This is a genomic window from Lentzea kristufekii, assembly GCF_033949925.1.
Taxonomy (GTDB): domain Bacteria; phylum Actinomycetota; class Actinomycetes; order Mycobacteriales; family Pseudonocardiaceae; genus Lentzea; species Lentzea kristufekii.
This window is the reverse complement of the sequence record NZ_JAXAVV010000001.1, coordinates 508,731-525,145: the sequence shown is the minus strand read 5'-3', so window position 1 is coordinate 525,145 and position 16,415 is coordinate 508,731. Positions and strand designations below refer to the sequence as shown.

The window sequence follows — 16,415 nt, the reverse complement described above, 5'->3', positions numbered from 1 at the left end:
CAGGCGCGCGCCACCCACGCGGGTCGGGGGTGGCTAAATCGCGTCACGGGACCAGGCTAGCGCGCCTACTCGGGAGGCGTCAGCCGCAAATCCGGATCGACCGGCGGCACCCCGTCGAACGGCCCGTCGTCCTTGAGCCGCCCGACGTGGTCCAGCGCGACCTCGATCCCGGCCCGGAACGGATCACCGTCGGCCGGGGGAGTGCGGAACCAGTCGTGCAGTTCCTCGGGGATCTCGAACCGCTGCAACAGCTCCTCGTACTGCGCGTCGCGGTCGGCTGCCTGAGCACCGAGGTCCTGGTACTCGCGCAGCGCGATGCGCAGCCGGATCCAGCGGTAGCGGTCGGTGTTCTGCTGCTGCTGGAAGCGTTCGCGCAACAGGTCGCCGGCCCGCCGGCCGCGCAGCGCGAGCTTCCGGATCGTGGCCGGCGGCATGAACAGGTTCGAGCCGCCCTCGTCGGCCGACTGGCGCACGTGCGCGATGCGGCCCCGGTAGCCGGGCAGCGCCGACTGCATGGTGTCGCGCCAGTCCAGGAACGTGTTCAGGATGGACACGAGGAACCGCGGCACGGAACCGATCGACGAGTAGGGCGTGCCCGAGGCCGACGCGTCCTGTTCCGGCAGCCACACCTCGGTCGTGTCGCCGTTCGGGTAGGGCTGCAGGCTCAGGCCGAACGTGGGCCAGCGCGGCAGCAGCGCGTCGAAGAAGTGGATCGGGAAGTTGCTGGTGATGCCGCCGTCGGAGAACCAGTGCACGCGCCCGTCCCGGCACAGCGGCACGGCGGCGATCAGGCCGGGGAACGACAGCGACATCCGCACGGCGAGCACGACCGGCAGCTGGTCCCTGGAGGGCAGGTCCCGCAACGGCATGTGCTCGTGCAGCGGGCACCTGGTGGCCGTCTCGCGCCCGTTCAGCTGCTCGACCACCCGGCGCGGCAGCACGTAGCCGAGACACTCCTCGCAGTACTGCCACTCTTCCTTGAACGGCAACCGGTACGGCCGTCCCTCGGACAGGTCGGTCGTCATCAGGACGAGGTTGATGTCCTCGAGGTCGCCGAACGTCAACGCTTCGGACGTGCCCGCGATGTCGTCGAGCTGGTCGGCGATCCAGTCGGCCAGCGGCGGCACACCCGTCGACTTCGGCACGCCCGCCAGGCGGTCGAGCCACGAAGGCCTGAAGTCACCCGTGCCGGGCACGAGTCCGAAGTGGATGGACCGCGCGTTGTTCGCCAGGAACCGCTGCATCGCGTACCCGTACGTGACGATCAGCGCGCTGACGGCCGCCAGCGACAGCACCAGCCACACCAGCAGCACGATCGCCGCCGTCGCGTGGTGGCGGGAGAACGCCAGCCCCAGAACGAGTGGCACCACCACGAACACCCAGGCAGGCCAGGGCAGACTCGACCGCAACGGCCACAGCACGATCACCAGGCACGCCAACGCCACCACGACGACCACCGCTGCGAGCCAACCCGGATACACCGACGGCGCGAGCCACGCCGAGAACAGCACGGGCCCGCCCAGCCACAGCAACGCCATCAGCGCCAGCACGGACTTCGCCCGCAGCCCCACCGCACCGAGCAACGCGAAGAACAGGCACGAGATCGCGCTACGCCCCGTCGTCTCCCGCTTCTGCATGGACGCGACGACGATCCGGTACAGCGCACGGGTCTTCTCGCCGGGCTGGAACAACTGCGCCATCCGCCACCGCTCAGCGCCCGACCCGGACGTGAACCAGTCGATCAGCCCGGCCAGCTTCTCGAAGCCACCCGAGGCGCGCCCGCGTTCGGCGGCGGCCGTGAACCCCGCGGCGATCGCTCCGGCGGACGCGCCACCGATCTGCCTGAACTCGTAGTGGCGGGCCAGCGAGGCGACCGCGAGGGGGTACACGACTCCGCTGGTCGTGCCGCCCCGCATGGTCAGGTCGCAGTAGCGGTCGTACTCCATGTGCCGATGATCGCGCGATCAGCGTGATCTGGCGGAAAAATTCACTCGGACGCCACGGTCTGGCGATAGAGAAGCTCGTAGCGATGCGCGCCCTTGATGAGAACGGACGCCTCGACGGGGCGTCCCCCGTCGCTGTGGATGACCCGAAGCTGGCGGATCACCGGAGTTCCGTCCGGAAGGTCGAGAGCCTCGGTCTCCTCCACGGTCGGCGGGCGTGCCGAGATCCGGTCCACGAAGGACCTCTGTGGAAAGCCGAGTTCGGCGAGCACCTGAGGAGCACCACCGCGGATCTTCGCGGGTCTGGCGAGAGTGGTGCCGGCCGCGATCTCGGCCGGGTAGTACGACGAGGACAACTCCACTGGCTGGTCGTCGTGGAAGAGGATCCTGTTGCGGACGACGGTCGCCGTACCCGGATCGAGTCGCAGTCCGTCAACGACGTCGGCGGGCGGGACCGCGGTTGTGACGGCGAGCAGCTGATAACGGAAACTGCCTGGGGCGGGCGCGATGTATGCGGCGGCGTCGACCACAAGAGGCTGCCGGTCACGCACGTAGACACCCTTGCCGACACGGCTGTCGAGGAAGCCTTCGTCCTTCAAGGACTTCAGTGCGTGCTGGATGGTCGCGTTCGCCGCGCCGTACCGCGCGACGAGTTGGGAGGTCGACGGCAGCTGCGTACCCGGACCCAGGTCGCCACGCATGATGAGATCGCGCAAATCTGCCGCGATCTGCTGGTGTCGGGGCCGGAGGTCACGTGCGCGGGGCAAACCGGCTCCTCTTTGGTGCGATCGTCATGGCGGTCACGGTGTCAGCTCGTAGCGGAGCCGTCGCCCGTCTGCGGTCATCGTCATGACGCTGGCTTCGACGGGGAGATCATTCTCTGTGAACAAAGTGCGTGCGAGCAGCAACACGCAGGACTGGGCGTCGAGTCGCAGCGCGGCTTGTTCATCGAGGGTGGCCAGACGTGCGCTGACGTCCTCGCGGACATGACGAGGCGGGTGGCCGAGTTCGGTCAGGAGGGCGACTGCGCCGCCGGGGATCTTGCGCGCCTCTGCCAGCCGGGTGCCCTGGGCGATGGTCGCGGGGTAGTACGAGTCGGTGATTTCGACGGGATGATCGTCGAAGAGCATGAGACGGCGTCTCACGACCACCGGATCGTTCGAGGTCAAGCCGAGCATGCTGGCGATTTCCGCCGAAGCGGGCACGCGGTCCACGCTGATCAGCTTCTGGGTCCCGATGCCGCCTTGTGCTGTGGCTTCCGCAACCCAGACATCGCCAGGCCGACCGCTCACGTAAGGCATCGACACGCTGGTCCACGGGCCGGTGTTCGTCATCGTCCGACTCCCTCAGTCCGGTAGCTGGCTGTGGTCCCACCATTGACTTTAGTCGTAAGGCGGCAAGGTTCACTGCGGCTGTATGTTGCTGCCTTTCGAATATCGCAGTAAGGTTGCCCGAGGAAGGGGGCCGATCATGGCGAGCGTTGACGATGTGGTTCCCGTTGTCGTGCATCTGACTCGTTCGCAAGTCGTGGTGCTGGCCAGAGCTGTTGTGGTGGTCACGTCGGCGCTGGACTGCGAAGAGGCGAACGCTGCGGTGGAAGGTCTGCTCGTGTTCCGCCAAGCGGTTGCAAGGGCTCGATGAGATCGGGGAACTGGTCATGCCGAGGAGAGTCTCGACGGCGCGTGGTCGGGAGTTCGGTGCAGGACTGAGAGAAGCGCTCGCTTCAGCCGGCCTGACATCGCGCGAGGCCGCCGAAATCCTCGACTGGGACGAGGCCAAGATATCGAACCTCATGAACGGCAGAGGCGGTGCCGATCAACGCGAGGTCGCTCTGCTGCTCGGCGTTTGCCGGGCGAAGCCGGACGAGGTCACGCACCTGCTTTCGCTCTACCCCGAGAAGGATGTTCGGGGATGGTGGCAGCAGCACGGCGCGTGCTAGCCGATCAGACTTCGCACGGTCGTCGAGCATTTGAATGCGGCAGCGACGATGACTTGCTGGCACACCCACATGGTGCCGCTCTTCCTGCAGACGAGCGACTACATGCGAGCGGTCTTGCATGCGTCGTCCACCGCTTCGGGGGACGAACTGGAGGCGCGAGTGCAGGCACGGCTTGCGATGCAGGAGCTGCTTCAGAACGTCGTGAAAAGCACGTTCGTCATCCACGAGCTGGCACTGCGTCTCATGGTCGGCGGTGCTGAGGTGCAATCGGCGCAGGTGCTGCACCTGATGTTCATGGCCAACCGTCAGAACATCACTGTCCGGATCGTGCCTGCGGCTAACGGCGCTCATGCCGGGTTGGCTGGGCCTTTCACGCGGTTGACGTTCGCCAAGTATGAGCCGCTGATCTGGGTGGAAACCGAGAACTCCAGTCTCTTCGCTGAGGCAGACGCCGCGATCGAGGGCTACGAGAGGGTCATTCGTGCACTCGACGACGATGCCTTGGACGTGGACGCCTCCAAGGAATTGATGGTCCGCCTGTACGAGAACCTCTGTGTGAACTACTGAGGTTGAAACGCCAGGGTCCGGCTCGATACCGATTGGATCGTGGAGCGTGCGCCGCAGTTCGGACGTCCGCAGTTGGCGGTAGTCCAGGACAAACGCAAACGTTTGCTGATCACCCTACATGCAACCAACTCCGCCGCAATCAGGCATAACAGCGCTCTCACGCGCCCTGACCGGCTTCGGCGAACCGTCGCCGATGTTCGACCAACTGTGGATCAGGCCGAGACGACGAGCGAGACAGGTCTCGTCCCGGCCACCGGTTCGTCGCGACACCCTGATCCTTCAACCTCAGTAGCCGAACCGAGTCACGACCGTTCTGCGGCCAGCCACCACGAGATCACGTCCTGCGCCACCTCGGCCACCGGCTGGTCCGCGGAGACCACGAAGTCCTCGATCCAGGTGGCGCTGAAGAGCATCTCCAGCTCCTCGGCCCGGTTCAGGTGCCACCGCAGCCCGGTCTCGTCGTGGTGCCGCGCCGCCAGCCGCCGGTGGATGACGGACAGGTCCGCCTTCAGCCGGCAGACGTTGAGCTTCGCGCCGACGACCTCGGCGTACCGTTCGCGGTCGGCCCGGCTCTCCACCACTCCCGCGAGCACGATGCGGTGCACGCCTGCGTCGACGTAGTTGCGCACCACGGCTTGAAGGTTCCGCAGCTGCAGTTCGAGGTGGAACGGGTCGTCGGCCGGTGCGGGCCAGCACGCCGACAGCCGGTCGAGGTCGATGACGGCGTGCGGGACCTTCGCTTCGACGAGTCGTGCGCCGACGGCCCCCGCCACCGTCGTCTTGCCGACCCCGACCGGGCCCGTGATCAGCAGTGCCTTCACGGAGCGACCGCGGCGAGTTCGGCGGGCGTGCCGGCCATGATCACGCGAACGTGTTCCGTCACCTTCTCCACCGGCCAGTCCCACCACGCGATGCGTTCCAGCAGTGCGACGTCGGAGTCGCTGTAGCGCGTCTTCAGCAGCTTCGCGGGGTTGCCGCCGACGATGCCGTACGCGGGAACGTCCGACACCACCACGGAACCGGCGGCGACGATCGCGCCGTTGCCGATCCGCACGCCCGGCATGATCACCGCGTTGTAGCCGATCCAGACGTCGTTGCCCACCACAGTGTCGCCACGGCTCGGTGCTCCCAGCGCGATGTCCAGTGTCTTCTCGCCCCAGACGCCGCCGAAGATCGTGAACGGGAACGTCGACACGCCCGCCATGCTGTGGTTGGCGCCGGACATGATGAACCGGACGCCTTCCGCCAGCGCGCAGTAGCGCCCGATGACCAGCTTCTCCGCGCCGTAGTTGTAGAGCACGTTGCGCTGCTCGAACTCCGTGGCGTGGTGCGGATCGTCGTAGTAGGTGTACTCGCCGATCTCGATCTGCGGGTTCTTCACCAACGGCTTGAGCAGCACCGTGCGCGCGTAGTCCGGCAACGGGTAGAGGTTGTCGGGCGAGGGGATGGTCACGGTGCTCCGATCGGCTCTTCACTGAACTGAGTGCGGTACAGCTTGGCGTAGTGGCCTTCCAGGGCCAGCAACGCTTCATGCGTACCACGTTCGACGATCTGCCCCTTGTCCACGACCAGGATCTGGTTCGCCGCCCGGATGGTCGAGAGCCGGTGCGCGATCACCAGTGACGTCCGGCCGGCGAGCGCCTCGACCAGCGCCTCCTGCACGGCGGCCTCCGATCGCGAGTCCAGGTGCGCGGTCGCCTCGTCCAGGATCACCACGCGGGGCTTGGCCAGCAGCAACCGCGCGATGGTCAGCCGTTGCCGTTCGCCACCCGACAGACGGTAGCCGCGTTCGCCGACGACGGTGTCCAACTGATCCGGCAGCGACGACACCAGGTCCGCGAGCCGGGCACGGGTCAGCGCGTCCCAGATCTCCTCGTCCGTGGCCGTGGGGGCGGCGAGCCGCAGGTTCGCGCCGATCGACTCGTGGAACAGGTGCCCGTCCTGCGTCACCATGCCCACGGTCTCGCGGATCGAGTCGAACGACAGGTCGCGAACGTCCACACCGGACAGCCGCACGGCGCCGGAGTCCGCGTCGTAGAGACGGGGCACCAGCGAGGCGATCGTCGACTTGCCCGCACCCGACGCACCGACCAGCGCGATCAGCGAACCGGGCTCGGCGACGAACGACACCCCGCCCAGGATCTCCTCACCGCCGCGGGTGTCGAGCGACGCCACCTCCTCCAGCGACGCCAGCGACACCTTGTCCGCGGACGGGTAGGCGAACTTCACGTCCGAGAACTCGACGGACACCGGTCCCTCGGGCACGGCGACGGGCGAGGGCTTCTCCTTGATCAGCGGCGGCAGGTCCAGCACCTCGAAGACGCGCTCGAACGACACCAGCGCCGTCATCACGTCCACCCGTGCGCCGGCCAACGCCGTCAACGGCGCGTACAGCCTCGTCAGCAGCAGCGCGAGCGTCACGATCGTGCCCGGTGCCATCTCCCCGGCGAACACGAAGTACCCGCCCAGGCCGTAGACCAGCGCCAGCGCCAGTGACGACACCAGGGTCAACGCCACCAGGAACAGCCACTGCGCCACCGCGGTCCGCACACCGATGTCGCGCACCCGCCGTGCCCGCGACCCGAACTCGGCGCTCTCGATGGAAGGCCGGCCGAACAGCTTGATCAGCGTCGCGCCCGGCGCGGAGAACCGCTCGGTCATCTGGGTCGTCATCGCCGAGTCGAGGTTCGCGGCCTCTCGGTGCATGGACGCCAAGCGCTTGCCCATCCGGCGCGCCGGGATCAGGAAGATCGGCAGCAGCGCCATCGCGAGCACCGTGACCTGCCAGGACAGCGTCAGCATCACGATCAGGGTGAGAACGAGGGCGATGACGTTCGTGACGACGCCGGAGATCGTCTCGGAGAACGCCCGCTGCGCCGCGATCACGTCGTTGTTCAGCCGCGACACCAGCGCACCGGTGCGCGTGCGGGTGAAGAACGCGATCGGCATCCGTTGCACGTGGTCGAAGACGGCTTGGCGCAGCCGCAGGATCAGGTCCTCGCCCACCCGCGACGACTGCCACCGCTCGGCCAGCGAGAACCCGGCCTCCAGCACCGCCACGCCGGCGATCGCCAGCGCGAGCCACACGACCAGACCGAAGTCGCGGCCGCCGATGATGGTGTCGACGACCCGTCCGGCCAGCACCGGGGAGGCCACCGCGAGCACGGCCGCGACCGCGCTGGTGGCGAGCAACGCGTACACGGCACGGCGTTGCGGGTGGGCGAACCGGGCGACACGCTTCAACGTCGCCCGGCTCACGCGACGGTTCTTCTCGTCCTGCATCGCGCTTTCGAGCGCGTACCAGGCGTTGAAGTCGATGTTCATGACGACCAGTCTCGAACCTCGACCTACAACGAGGTCAAGCTGTTTTCAGGAACTCGTCGACCTCGGCGAGAGCCGCCGCACGCACTGGCTCAGGCGACAGGAAGAGGTCGTGCATGCCGGCCTTGATCTCCACGACCTTGACCGATGATCCGATCTTCGGGCCCCATTTGCGCATTCCCTCGACGTCGAGCACGGCGTCCGCCTTCGAGACGTCCTCGCTCCACTCGCGAGCGTTCAACATGCTCTTGTCGGAGTGCAGCACCAGCACCGGCACCCGCACGTCCAGTCCCTTGTGGACCTTCTCCTGCGCCACCAGCACCGCGCGGATCCACCCGGCCAGCACGGGGAAGCCCGCGAGCGGCTTCCACTTCAGGTCGAAGTCCCACTCGCCGTTGCGCGAGTTGTGGATCGCGGCCCCGTACGCCTCACCGAGGTTCGCGCGGATCTTCATCTTCGGCGCGATGCCGCCGATCAGCTTCACGACCTGCCGCATGAGCGGTGGCTCGACGACGTCCAGCCATGGACTGTTGAGCACCAACGCGTCGATGAGGTCGCTGGAGCGTCGTTCGTGTGCCCACAACGATGTGGTGAGGCCACCGGTCGAGTGACCCATGAGGACCACACGCGAGTGCTCTTCACGAATGACGGCGATCGCCGCGTCGATCTCCTCGAAGTACACGGCCATGTCGGTCGTGTAGTTCGGCACCTCGCCGTCCCGCAGCGACCGGCCGTATCCGCGCAGGTCGACGGCGTAGAAGTCGTAACCCTGGGCCGTGTAGTGCTCGGCCACGTGCTCCTGGAAGAAGTAGTCCGCGAAACCGTGCACGTAGAGGATCGCGCCGCGGTCGTTGGCCGCGGCCCGCCTGCGGACCAGGGTCGCTGAGGCTCCGCCGCGCAACGGCAGAACTGTGGTGTCTTCGTCGCTGCTCACCGGGCAAGTCTGCAACGGTCCAGCACCGATTCCGTGCAGCCTTGTCCGGATCGTGTCTAACCTGGGGGAGTGACGGGGGATATTGAGCAATCATCGAGGGTGCGGTTCCCGGGCATCAGCCCACGCGCCTATGAGCATCCTGCCGACCGAGGCGCCCTCGCGGTGCTGAGGGCGGTGCCCGCCGTGGCACCGATCCTCAAGGCGGTCGCCGGAGCCTTCACCGAGCGGGGTGAGCGCCTGCTTCAGGTGGCGTCCTCCGTCCGGGTGGGTCCGAAGCAGTACCCGCAGCTCGACCGCATCCGCAACGAGGTGGCGGCGACGTTCGACCTCGCCGAGGTGCCCGAGCTCTTCGTCGAGCGCAACGCCCAGGCGTACGGCTACACCTACGGCATCGACAAGCCGTTCATCGTGATCAGCACCGGCTCGGTCGACCTGCTCGACAACGAGTCGCTGCGCTTCCTGATCGGTCACGAGATGGGCCACGCGATGTCGGGCCACGCGCTGTACAACACGCTGCTGCGCCGGCTGATCGACCTGACCACGTCCTTCGCGTGGGTGCCCGCGGGCGCGATCGCGATGCGCGCGGTCATCGCGGCGTTGCGCGAGTGGCAGCGCAAGACCGAACTCTCCTGCGACCGGGCCGGCCTGCTCGCCTGCCAGGACCCGCAGGCCGCGCTGCGCACGCACCTCGCGCTGGCGGGCGACCTGGGTGGTCAGGTCGACATCGCGTCGTTCCTCGCCCAGGCCAGGGAGTACGAGGAGGTCGAGGACATCCGCGACAGCCTCCTGAAGCTCCTGCACACCGAGCACCGCACGCACCCGCTGGTCGTGGTGCGGGCCGCCGAGCTGCAGCGCTGGTCCGCGAGCGAGGACTACCGCGAGATCCTGACCGGCACGTACGCGCGCCGCGAGGACGATCGGCCGACGACCAACCTCACCGACGACATCAAGGGCGCCGCCCGGTCGTACAAGGAGTCCATGAACAACTCCGCCGACCCGCTGATCAAGACGATCAACGACATCGGCGAGTCGGTCATGGGCGCGGCCGGAAAGCTCTGGAGCAAGGTTGCTCCGAACGGCTCAGCGGAGTAGCTACCATCTGGAGTCATGAGACGACTCCTGGTGTTGGTTCTCTCCGCAATGCTCGCCGCAACGGGCACCGCCGCCGCCAACGAACAGGTCGTTGGCGGCGAGCGGGCTTCCATCCAGGCCAATCCGTGGGCCGTCTACCTGGTCGACGACCGCGGTGCCCAGTTCTGCGGCGGCACGATCGTCGCACCGTCGAAGGTGCTCACCGCCGCCCACTGCGCGCTCGGCCGTTCGCCGAAGGACCTGCAGGTCGTCGCCGGTCGCGAGGACAAGCAGGACCGCAGGGCCGGGGTGACGGCCACCGTCACGAAGATCTGGATCCACCAGCAGTACGTCTCCGCGGACGAGGGCGAGGACATCGCCGTCCTCACCCTGAAGGGCGCGCTGCCGTACGAGCCGCTGCCCTTCGCCGAACTGTCCGATCGGGCGCTTTACCAGCCCGGCACGATGCTGCGCGCGCTCGGCTGGGGGCGCACGTCCGAGAACGGCAAGACGTCCCGCTTCCTCATGCAGGCCAGCGTGCCGGTGCTGCCGGACGAGTTCTGCGTGGACACCTACCCGCAGTTCGTGAAGGCGGACATGTTCTGCGCCGGGTACGAGGGCGGCAAGGTCGACACCTGCCAGGGCGACTCGGGCGGCCCGATCGTGGTGGACGGCAAGCTCGTCGGCGTCACGTCGTGGGGCGAGGGCTGCGCGCGCAGGAACAAGCCGGGCGTGTACGTCCGGATCTCCCGCTACGCCAAGGAGCTTCACTCGGTCGTGGATGCTTCGGCGCCTGGGGTTGTCGACCCGTAGACCACCTGGGTTCAGTGGTGACATGCGACTGCCGGCGGCGGTTCTGGCCCTGCTCGTGCTCACGGTGATCCCGGCTCACGGTGCTCCCAGGATCGTCGGCGGCGTCGTGGTCGACGACCCGGACGAGGCGCCGTGGATGGTGGCCCTGACCACGTCGTCGGGCCGGCAGTTCTGCGGCGGGGCGCTCCTCGGCTCCCGGTGGGTCGTCACGGCGGCGCACTGCGTCCAAGGCCGCACGCCCGGCTCGATCACCGTCGTCGGTGGCCGGCTCGACCTGCTCACCGACGGCGGTTCCACCTCGGTCGCCGCGTCGTACCGGCTGGTCGACGGCTACTCGGCGCCCTCGCGCGGCAAGGACATCGCGGTGCTGACGCTCGTCGAGCCGATGCCGTACCGGTCGTTGCCGGTCGCCGCGCCCGGTGTGCACATGAGCGGCAGCGTCGGCACCGTGTACGGCTGGGGCAGGCAGGCGGAGAACGACACGAACAAGAGTCCGTTGCTGCACAAGGCGTACATCCCGATCGTGCCGGACGAGCAGTGCGCCGCGACGTATGCGCAGTTCGACGCCAGGGCCATGTTCTGCGCGGGATATCCCGACGGCGGCATCGGCTCGTGCATCGACGACTCCGGTGGCCCGTTCGTGATCGACGGCCGGTTGGCGGGCATCGTGTCGTGGGGCCTCGGCTGCGCTCGCCCGAACGCACCAGGCGTCTACACGCGCGTCACGACGTACTTGAGTTAGAGCACGAGCCCGACGGACATCGTCAGGAAGACGGCCGCGCACACGGCGTCCAGCGCCGTCGTCACGCCGGGTCGCTTGAGCTTCCCGGCCACCCGCGATGCCGCCAGCACGATCATCAGCTCCCACACCGCCGCGAGTCCGAGGAACACGACCGCGAGCATCGCGAGCTGCGGTGCCGGTTCACCCGATCCGATGAACTGTGGCAGGAACGCCAGCGAGAACAGGATCATCTTCGGGTTCGTGATGTTGGTCAGGAAGCCCTGCCGGAACGGCCGCGCGCTCATGACCTCCTCCGGGGTGTCCCCGGTGCGCTTGATGAGCCCGCGCGTGATGGAGATCGCCAGGTAGAGCAGGTAGCCGGCACCGATCCAGCGCAGTGCCGCGAGCACCATCGGGTACTGCGCGAGCACCACCCCGAGGCCCGAGATGACGAGTGCGACCTGGACCGCCGCGGCCGTGTGGATGCCGCCCAGCGCGAGCAGGCCGGCGCGGGTGCCGGACCGCAGTGACGTGCGCAGGAGCAGGAACGCGTCCACGCCGGGGGTCACGATGACGACCGCGCACGCGATGAGAAAGGCCGGAACCTGGCCGAAGTCGAACAACACCGTACATACCCCCGTGATCTACGCCACTGACCGCAAAATCTCCGGCCTAACGCGACACTAACACGAGAATCTCCGGTTTTGACGCCGTCCTAGCGCGATCGCTACCGTTGGTGACCGATCGTCCACCTGGCGCAACGAGGAGTGGTCCGTGAGGGGTAAGCGTTTTGCCGTGCTGGTGGCGGTGATCGCCCTGGTCAGCGGTGCGACGTCGGCCGATGCGATCGTTGGGGGGACACCCGCGCGGGTGGCCGACACCCCGTGGGTTGTGGCGATCACCACCACGGACGGTCAGCTGGTCTGCGGCGGCGCGCTCGTCGCGCCGGACAAGGTCATGACCGCCGCGCACTGCGTGACGCTCAAGGGCGTGCTCGGCAAGAACCAGCGTCCCGCCGAGCAGTTGCGCGTGGTCGCCGGCCGCACGGATCTCCGGAGCAAGGGCGAGGGCGTCGAGGCGGTGGTCGCGAGCGTGTGGCGGCACCCCGAGTACGTCGAGGTCACCAAGGGCGACGACGTGGCGGTCCTGACGCTGGCCCAGGCCCTGCCGTACCGGACGATCGCGCTCGGCGAGGTCGGTGACGACGGCGTGGTGCTCGGCTGGGGCCGCACCGCCGAGAACAGCCCGCCCGCCATGTCGCTGCGCAAGGTGACGGTGCCGATCCTGTCCGACTCCGAGTGCCTGCTGAAGGAACCGGACTACCGGCCGGGCGCGATGCTGTGCGCCGGGCGCGGTGGCCGGGACGCCTGCACCGGCGACTCGGGCGGGCCGCTCGTGGTGCGCGGCAGGCTCGCGGGCGTCGTGTCGTTCGGTCGCGGCTGCGCCCGGCCCGATGAACCTGGTGTCTACACCCGGCTCGCGAACTACCGGCAGACGCTGGGCTTCTGATATCCACGACCAGGTGCGAACCACACAGTTTCCCGCCACCCTGCGCCGGCAGTGGGGGCTCGACCTGAGCCCGGCCCAGCTCTACGCGATCCTGCGGCTGCGCCAGGACGTCTTCGTCGTGGAGCAGAACTGCGTCTACGCCGACGTGGACGGCCGTGATCTCGAACAGGGCACACGGCACTTCTGGCTGGAGACGGAGGGAACGCTCGAACCGCTCGCCTACCTGCGGCTGCTCGAAGAACCCGACGGCACGTTCCGAGTCGGACGTGTCGCCACGGCGCGCATGGCCCGCGGCCGCGGTTACAGCCGCCGGCTCATGCAGGCCGCGCTCGTGGACATCGGCACCACGCCGTCAGTGCTCGACGCGCAGACGTACGTCGCCGACTTCTACGCGTCGTTCGGGTTCGTCGCCGAGGGCACCGAGTTCATCGAGGACGGGATTCCACACCTGCGGATGCGGCGCTCTCCCTGATCACGCGCACCGCGCGCTCGATGTCGGCCTCGGTCAGATCGGCGCGCGCGGTGAGCCGCAGCCTGCTGATCTGGTCCGGCACCGACGGCGGCCGGAAGCAGCCGACGACGACACCGCTCGTGCGGCACGTCTCGGCCCACTGGAACGCCTGCTCCGGCGAGGGCGCCCGGACGCTCACGACGGCCGCGGTCGGCGTGCTGACCTGGAAACCGGCCTCCTTCAGGCGGTTGCTCAGGTCGTGCGCCACGGTCAGCGCCCGCTCGGGACGGTCCGGCTCCTCGCGCAGGATCTTGATCGCCGTCAGGGCCGCCGCCACGCTGCTCGGCGCGAGACCGGTGTCGAAGATGAACGGCCGCGCGGTGTCGATCAGGTGCCTGATCACCCGGCTCGGGCCGAGGATCGCACCGCCCTGCGCGCCCAGCGACTTGCTCAGCGTCAGCGTGGTGATCACGTCCGGCGCCTTGATGATGCCCGCCTCGGCGACCGCGCCCCGGCCACCCGGCCCGACGACACCGAGGCCGTGCGCGTCGTCGACGACCAGCGCGGCACCAGTCGCGCGGCACACCTCGTGCAGTTCGTTCAGCGGGGCGATGTCGCCGTCGACGCTGAACACCGAGTCCGTGACGACGATGGCGCGCCGCTTGCCGCGGGTCTCCAGCGCGTGCCGGACCTTGCCGACGTCGCAGTGGTCCGCGACCACGACATCGGCCTTGGACAGGCGCGTGCCGTCGATCAGGGAGGCGTGGATGTGCTGGTCGGCGACGATCGCCGTGCCGGGGCCCGTCAGTGCCGTGACCGCGGCGAGGTTCGCCATGTACCCGCTGCTGAACACCAGCGCCGACTGCGAGCCGCAGAAGTTCGCGAGCTCGAACTCCAGCTCGGCGTGCAGCTCCGTCGAGCCCGTGACCAGTCGCGATCCCGTCGAGCCTGAGCCCCACTTCAGCGTGGCGGCGGCTGCCGCACCCGCGACCCGCTTGTCCTTGGCGAGGCCCAGGTAGTCGTTGCTCGCGAGGTCGAGGTCCGTCGAGTCCGACGTGCGCGGCCGCAGCCGCCGGCTCAGACCGGCCTTGGCCCGCGCTTCAGAGCGGACGTCGATCCAGTCGAGCGTCGACTCACCACCGCTGGAAATCACCTCAGTTGTGCTCACGGTCACCGACCGAGTCTCCCATCCGCCCGCTAGCGTGCCGCTCGTGGACCTGTTCACCTTCACGCGCGCCGAACTCACCTCGCCGGTGCAGTTCATCGGCGGACGCTGGGTGGTGTCGGCCTACGACGACGTGCGCGCCGTGCTGGCCGATCCGGTCACCTTCCTGCCCGACAACGCGCTGACCGCCGTCACCCCGGTGGCTCCGGCCGCCCTGCGCGCCCTGGTGAGGGCCCGCTTCTCGTTGCCGCCGACGCTCGCGAACAACGGGTCCTCGTCGCACGCCGGCCTGCGGCGGCTCGTGGCCTCGTTCTTCACGCCGGCTCGTGTCGCCGCTGCGGAGCCTCGCATCCGGTCCCTGGTTTCGGAACGCCTGGGTGGCACGGATCTCGTGCGGTCGCTCGCGTGGGACCTGCCCGCGATCGTGCTGATGGATCTGCTGGGGCTGCCGAACGTCGACATCCCGACGCTGAAGCGCTGGAGCACCGGCTCGCTGGAGTTCTTCTGGGGCGACATCACCCGCGAACGGCAGATGGAACTGGTCGACGACGTCGGCGACTTCCACCAGTGGCTGATCAAGCGGTACCACGCGCGCGACGGCGAGCTGTTCTGCGCGCTGGCCGATGCCGGGGTGTCCGCCGAGGACTCCGCCGGCCTCTGCTACTTCCTGCTGATCGCGGGCCAGGAGACGACGACCCAGTTGCTGTCCACGGCGTTGCGCCGCGCGTTGCAGGACCGCTCGCTGTGGGCGCGACTGCCCGAACCCGGCGTGGCCGAGTCGTTCGTCGAGGACGTGCTGCGCACCGACACGCCCGTGGTGACGTGGCGGCGGCTGACCGCGCGTGAGGTCGTGCTGTCCGGTGTGCGCGTGCCAGCCGGTGCGGAGCTCGTGTTGTTGTTGAGCGGTAAGGAAACCGACCCTCGGCACCTCGCGTTCGGCTACGGCCGCCACTTCTGCCTCGGGGCGGGGCTGGCCCGGCTGGAGGCCGCCGTGACGTTGCGGACCGTCGCCGAGCGCGAGCCGTCGTTGCACCTGGTGGGTCCGGAGCCGGAGTGGCTCAACCTGCTGTCGTTCCGCGCGCCGAAGTCGGTCACGGTCGCGCGATGAGCTTGCCCGTCGTGGTGCGGGCTTCGAGTGCGCGGTGCGCCTCGGCGATCTCGTCGAACCGGTAGACGTCGCCGAGCACGGGCTTGAGGCCCGAACCGAGCGCCTCTTCGGGCGTGGTGCCCTGAGGAAGGCCCATGACCGCGACGCCCTTGCGGAAGATGTCGCTCGCGGTGACGTCCAGCGGCTCGCCACTGGCGTACCCGAACACGACCATCCGCCCGGCACCGTCCCTGAGCAGCTCGAACGCGCGTTTCCCGACAGCGCCGCCGATCGACTCGAACACGACGTCGACCGGCTCGAGGCCGTGCCAGTCGTAGCCGATGCCGCCCTTGCTGGACGCGGCGAGGACGGTCGCCCCCGCCCGTTCCGCGAGCTGGACCAGCAGGCTGCCGACACCCCCGGACGCCGCCTCGACCAGCACCCGGTCGCCGGGCTGGATCCGCGCTGCCCCGGCCGCCGCGACCGCGGTGGTTCCTTGCAGCAGGAGGGCGAGCGCCTCGTGGTCGCTCACGCCGTCGGGCACGTCGACCGGGTTCTCGATGACGGCCTTCGTGGCGTACGCGCCGTCGCGCGGGACGCCCATGACCCGGCGGCCGTCCTCGGTGGTGCCGACGACCTCCGACCCCAGCACGGACGGCAGGCTCGGTCCCGGGTACCACGGGAACAGCTCCCTGCCCTTGCCCCTGCGGATGACCGTCTCGCCGTAGTTGAGGCCGATCGCGGTGACGTCGACGAGCGTGTCTCCGACCGGGTCCGGCACCTCCTCGACCCTCAGCACCTCGGGCCCGCCGAACTCGTGGAACCGCACTGCCTTCATCGTCTTCCTCCCCGGATAAGCGGACCGTCGGTCCGCTTGTTAATATACGGACCGTC

General features: G+C 68.6%; 19 protein-coding genes. 9 read left to right on the top strand and 10 right to left on the bottom strand.

What is annotated here, in order from left to right; translation table 11 throughout:
• Nucleotides 1-65 precede the first annotated feature (65 nt).
• From SK571_RS02600 to SK571_RS02590, 3 genes are read right to left on the bottom strand one after another with little or no spacing between them, the layout of a single operon-like run.
• Entirely contained in the window at nucleotides 66-1,946 is a 1,881-nt protein-coding gene (locus tag SK571_RS02600; RefSeq protein WP_319982379.1) for a patatin-like phospholipase domain-containing protein, read from the bottom strand.
• 41 nt (nucleotides 1,947-1,987) lie between these two features.
• On the bottom strand, nucleotides 1,988-2,710 hold the full coding sequence (locus tag SK571_RS02595) for a GntR family transcriptional regulator (protein WP_319982378.1): 723 nt from the start codon (nucleotides 2,708-2,710) through the stop codon (nucleotides 1,988-1,990).
• Nucleotides 2,711-2,743: 33 nt separating this feature from the next.
• Nucleotides 2,744-3,277 carry a GntR family transcriptional regulator gene (locus tag SK571_RS02590; protein ID WP_319982377.1) on the bottom strand — a complete coding sequence of 178 codons (534 nt, stop codon included), beginning with the start codon at nucleotides 3,275-3,277 and terminating at the stop codon, nucleotides 2,744-2,746.
• A 136-nt stretch (nucleotides 3,278-3,413) separates the two neighbouring features.
• Between SK571_RS02590 and SK571_RS02585 the strand changes: the two genes are divergently transcribed.
• The 3 genes from SK571_RS02585 to SK571_RS02575 are packed head-to-tail and all read left to right on the top strand — an operon-like array spanning nucleotide 3,414 to nucleotide 4,449.
• A complete protein-coding gene (locus tag SK571_RS02585; RefSeq protein ID WP_319982376.1) occupies nucleotides 3,414-3,584 on the top strand; it encodes a hypothetical protein in 171 nt (56 codons plus the stop codon).
• A 16-nt stretch (nucleotides 3,585-3,600) separates the two neighbouring features.
• Entirely contained in the window at nucleotides 3,601-3,882 is a 282-nt protein-coding gene (locus SK571_RS02580) for a helix-turn-helix transcriptional regulator (RefSeq protein ID WP_319982375.1), read from the top strand.
• A 3-nt stretch (nucleotides 3,883-3,885) separates the two neighbouring features.
• Nucleotides 3,886-4,449, top strand: a complete 564-nt coding sequence (locus SK571_RS02575; protein WP_319982557.1) for a DUF5753 domain-containing protein — start codon at nucleotides 3,886-3,888, stop codon at nucleotides 4,447-4,449.
• Between the two features lie 302 nt (nucleotides 4,450-4,751).
• Here the strand turns inward: SK571_RS02575 and SK571_RS02570 are convergent, their stop codons facing one another.
• From SK571_RS02570 to SK571_RS02555, 4 genes are read right to left on the bottom strand one after another with little or no spacing between them, the layout of a single operon-like run.
• On the bottom strand, nucleotides 4,752-5,270 hold the full coding sequence (locus tag SK571_RS02570) for an AAA family ATPase (RefSeq protein ID WP_319982374.1): 519 nt from the start codon (nucleotides 5,268-5,270) through the stop codon (nucleotides 4,752-4,754).
• Nucleotides 5,267-5,902, bottom strand: a complete 636-nt coding sequence (locus SK571_RS02565) for a CatB-related O-acetyltransferase (protein ID WP_319982373.1) — start codon at nucleotides 5,900-5,902, stop codon at nucleotides 5,267-5,269. Before SK571_RS02565 ends, SK571_RS02570 begins: the two co-directional genes overlap by 4 nt.
• Complete coding sequence (locus tag SK571_RS02560) at nucleotides 5,899-7,773, bottom strand: ABC transporter ATP-binding protein (RefSeq protein ID WP_319982372.1); 1,875 nt, start codon at nucleotides 7,771-7,773, stop codon at nucleotides 5,899-5,901. The genes SK571_RS02565 and SK571_RS02560 overlap by 4 nt, the downstream gene beginning before the upstream one ends.
• A 34-nt stretch (nucleotides 7,774-7,807) precedes the next feature.
• Nucleotides 7,808-8,704 (bottom strand): alpha/beta hydrolase, encoded by an 897-nt coding sequence (locus SK571_RS02555; RefSeq protein ID WP_319982371.1) that lies wholly within the window; start codon nucleotides 8,702-8,704, stop codon nucleotides 7,808-7,810.
• Nucleotides 8,705-8,773: 69 nt separating this feature from the next.
• Between SK571_RS02555 and SK571_RS02550 the strand changes: the two genes are divergently transcribed.
• Genes SK571_RS02550 through SK571_RS02540 form a run of 3 tightly spaced genes read left to right on the top strand, consistent with a single transcriptional unit; the run spans nucleotide 8,774 to nucleotide 11,330 of the window.
• Entirely contained in the window at nucleotides 8,774-9,796 is a 1,023-nt protein-coding gene (locus tag SK571_RS02550; protein WP_319982370.1) for a M48 family metallopeptidase, read from the top strand.
• Nucleotides 9,797-9,811: 15 nt separating this feature from the next.
• Entirely contained in the window at nucleotides 9,812-10,588 is a 777-nt protein-coding gene (locus SK571_RS02545) for a S1 family peptidase (protein WP_319982369.1), read from the top strand.
• A 22-nt stretch (nucleotides 10,589-10,610) separates the two neighbouring features.
• Nucleotides 10,611-11,330, top strand: coding sequence for a S1 family peptidase (locus SK571_RS02540; RefSeq protein ID WP_319982368.1), 720 nt, complete (start codon nucleotides 10,611-10,613; stop codon nucleotides 11,328-11,330).
• Here SK571_RS02540 and SK571_RS02535 read toward each other — a convergent pair.
• Nucleotides 11,327-11,935 (bottom strand): LysE family translocator, encoded by a 609-nt coding sequence (locus SK571_RS02535; RefSeq protein ID WP_319982367.1) that lies wholly within the window; start codon nucleotides 11,933-11,935, stop codon nucleotides 11,327-11,329. The two genes, SK571_RS02540 and SK571_RS02535, sit on opposite strands and share 4 nt — an antisense overlap.
• 148 nt (nucleotides 11,936-12,083) lie before the next feature.
• Between SK571_RS02535 and SK571_RS02530 the strand changes: the two genes are divergently transcribed.
• Nucleotides 12,084-12,818 (top strand): serine protease, encoded by a 735-nt coding sequence (locus SK571_RS02530; RefSeq protein WP_319982366.1) that lies wholly within the window; start codon nucleotides 12,084-12,086, stop codon nucleotides 12,816-12,818.
• 13 nt (nucleotides 12,819-12,831) lie between these two features.
• Nucleotides 12,832-13,290 carry a GNAT family N-acetyltransferase gene (locus tag SK571_RS02525; RefSeq protein WP_319982365.1) on the top strand — a complete coding sequence of 153 codons (459 nt, stop codon included), beginning with the start codon at nucleotides 12,832-12,834 and terminating at the stop codon, nucleotides 13,288-13,290.
• Here the strand turns inward: SK571_RS02525 and SK571_RS02520 are convergent.
• On the bottom strand, nucleotides 13,244-14,437 hold the full coding sequence (locus tag SK571_RS02520) for an 8-amino-7-oxononanoate synthase (protein WP_319982364.1): 1,194 nt from the start codon (nucleotides 14,435-14,437) through the stop codon (nucleotides 13,244-13,246). The genes SK571_RS02525 and SK571_RS02520 overlap by 47 nt on opposite strands.
• 43 nt (nucleotides 14,438-14,480) lie before the next feature.
• Between SK571_RS02520 and SK571_RS02515 the strand changes: the two genes are divergently transcribed.
• Nucleotides 14,481-15,542, top strand: a complete 1,062-nt coding sequence (locus tag SK571_RS02515) for a cytochrome P450 family protein (protein WP_319982363.1) — start codon at nucleotides 14,481-14,483, stop codon at nucleotides 15,540-15,542.
• Here SK571_RS02515 and SK571_RS02510 read toward each other — a convergent pair.
• Nucleotides 15,526-16,359, bottom strand: a complete 834-nt coding sequence (locus tag SK571_RS02510) for a quinone oxidoreductase family protein (protein WP_319982362.1) — start codon at nucleotides 16,357-16,359, stop codon at nucleotides 15,526-15,528. The genes SK571_RS02515 and SK571_RS02510 overlap by 17 nt on opposite strands.
• Nucleotides 16,360-16,415: the final 56 nt, after the last annotated feature.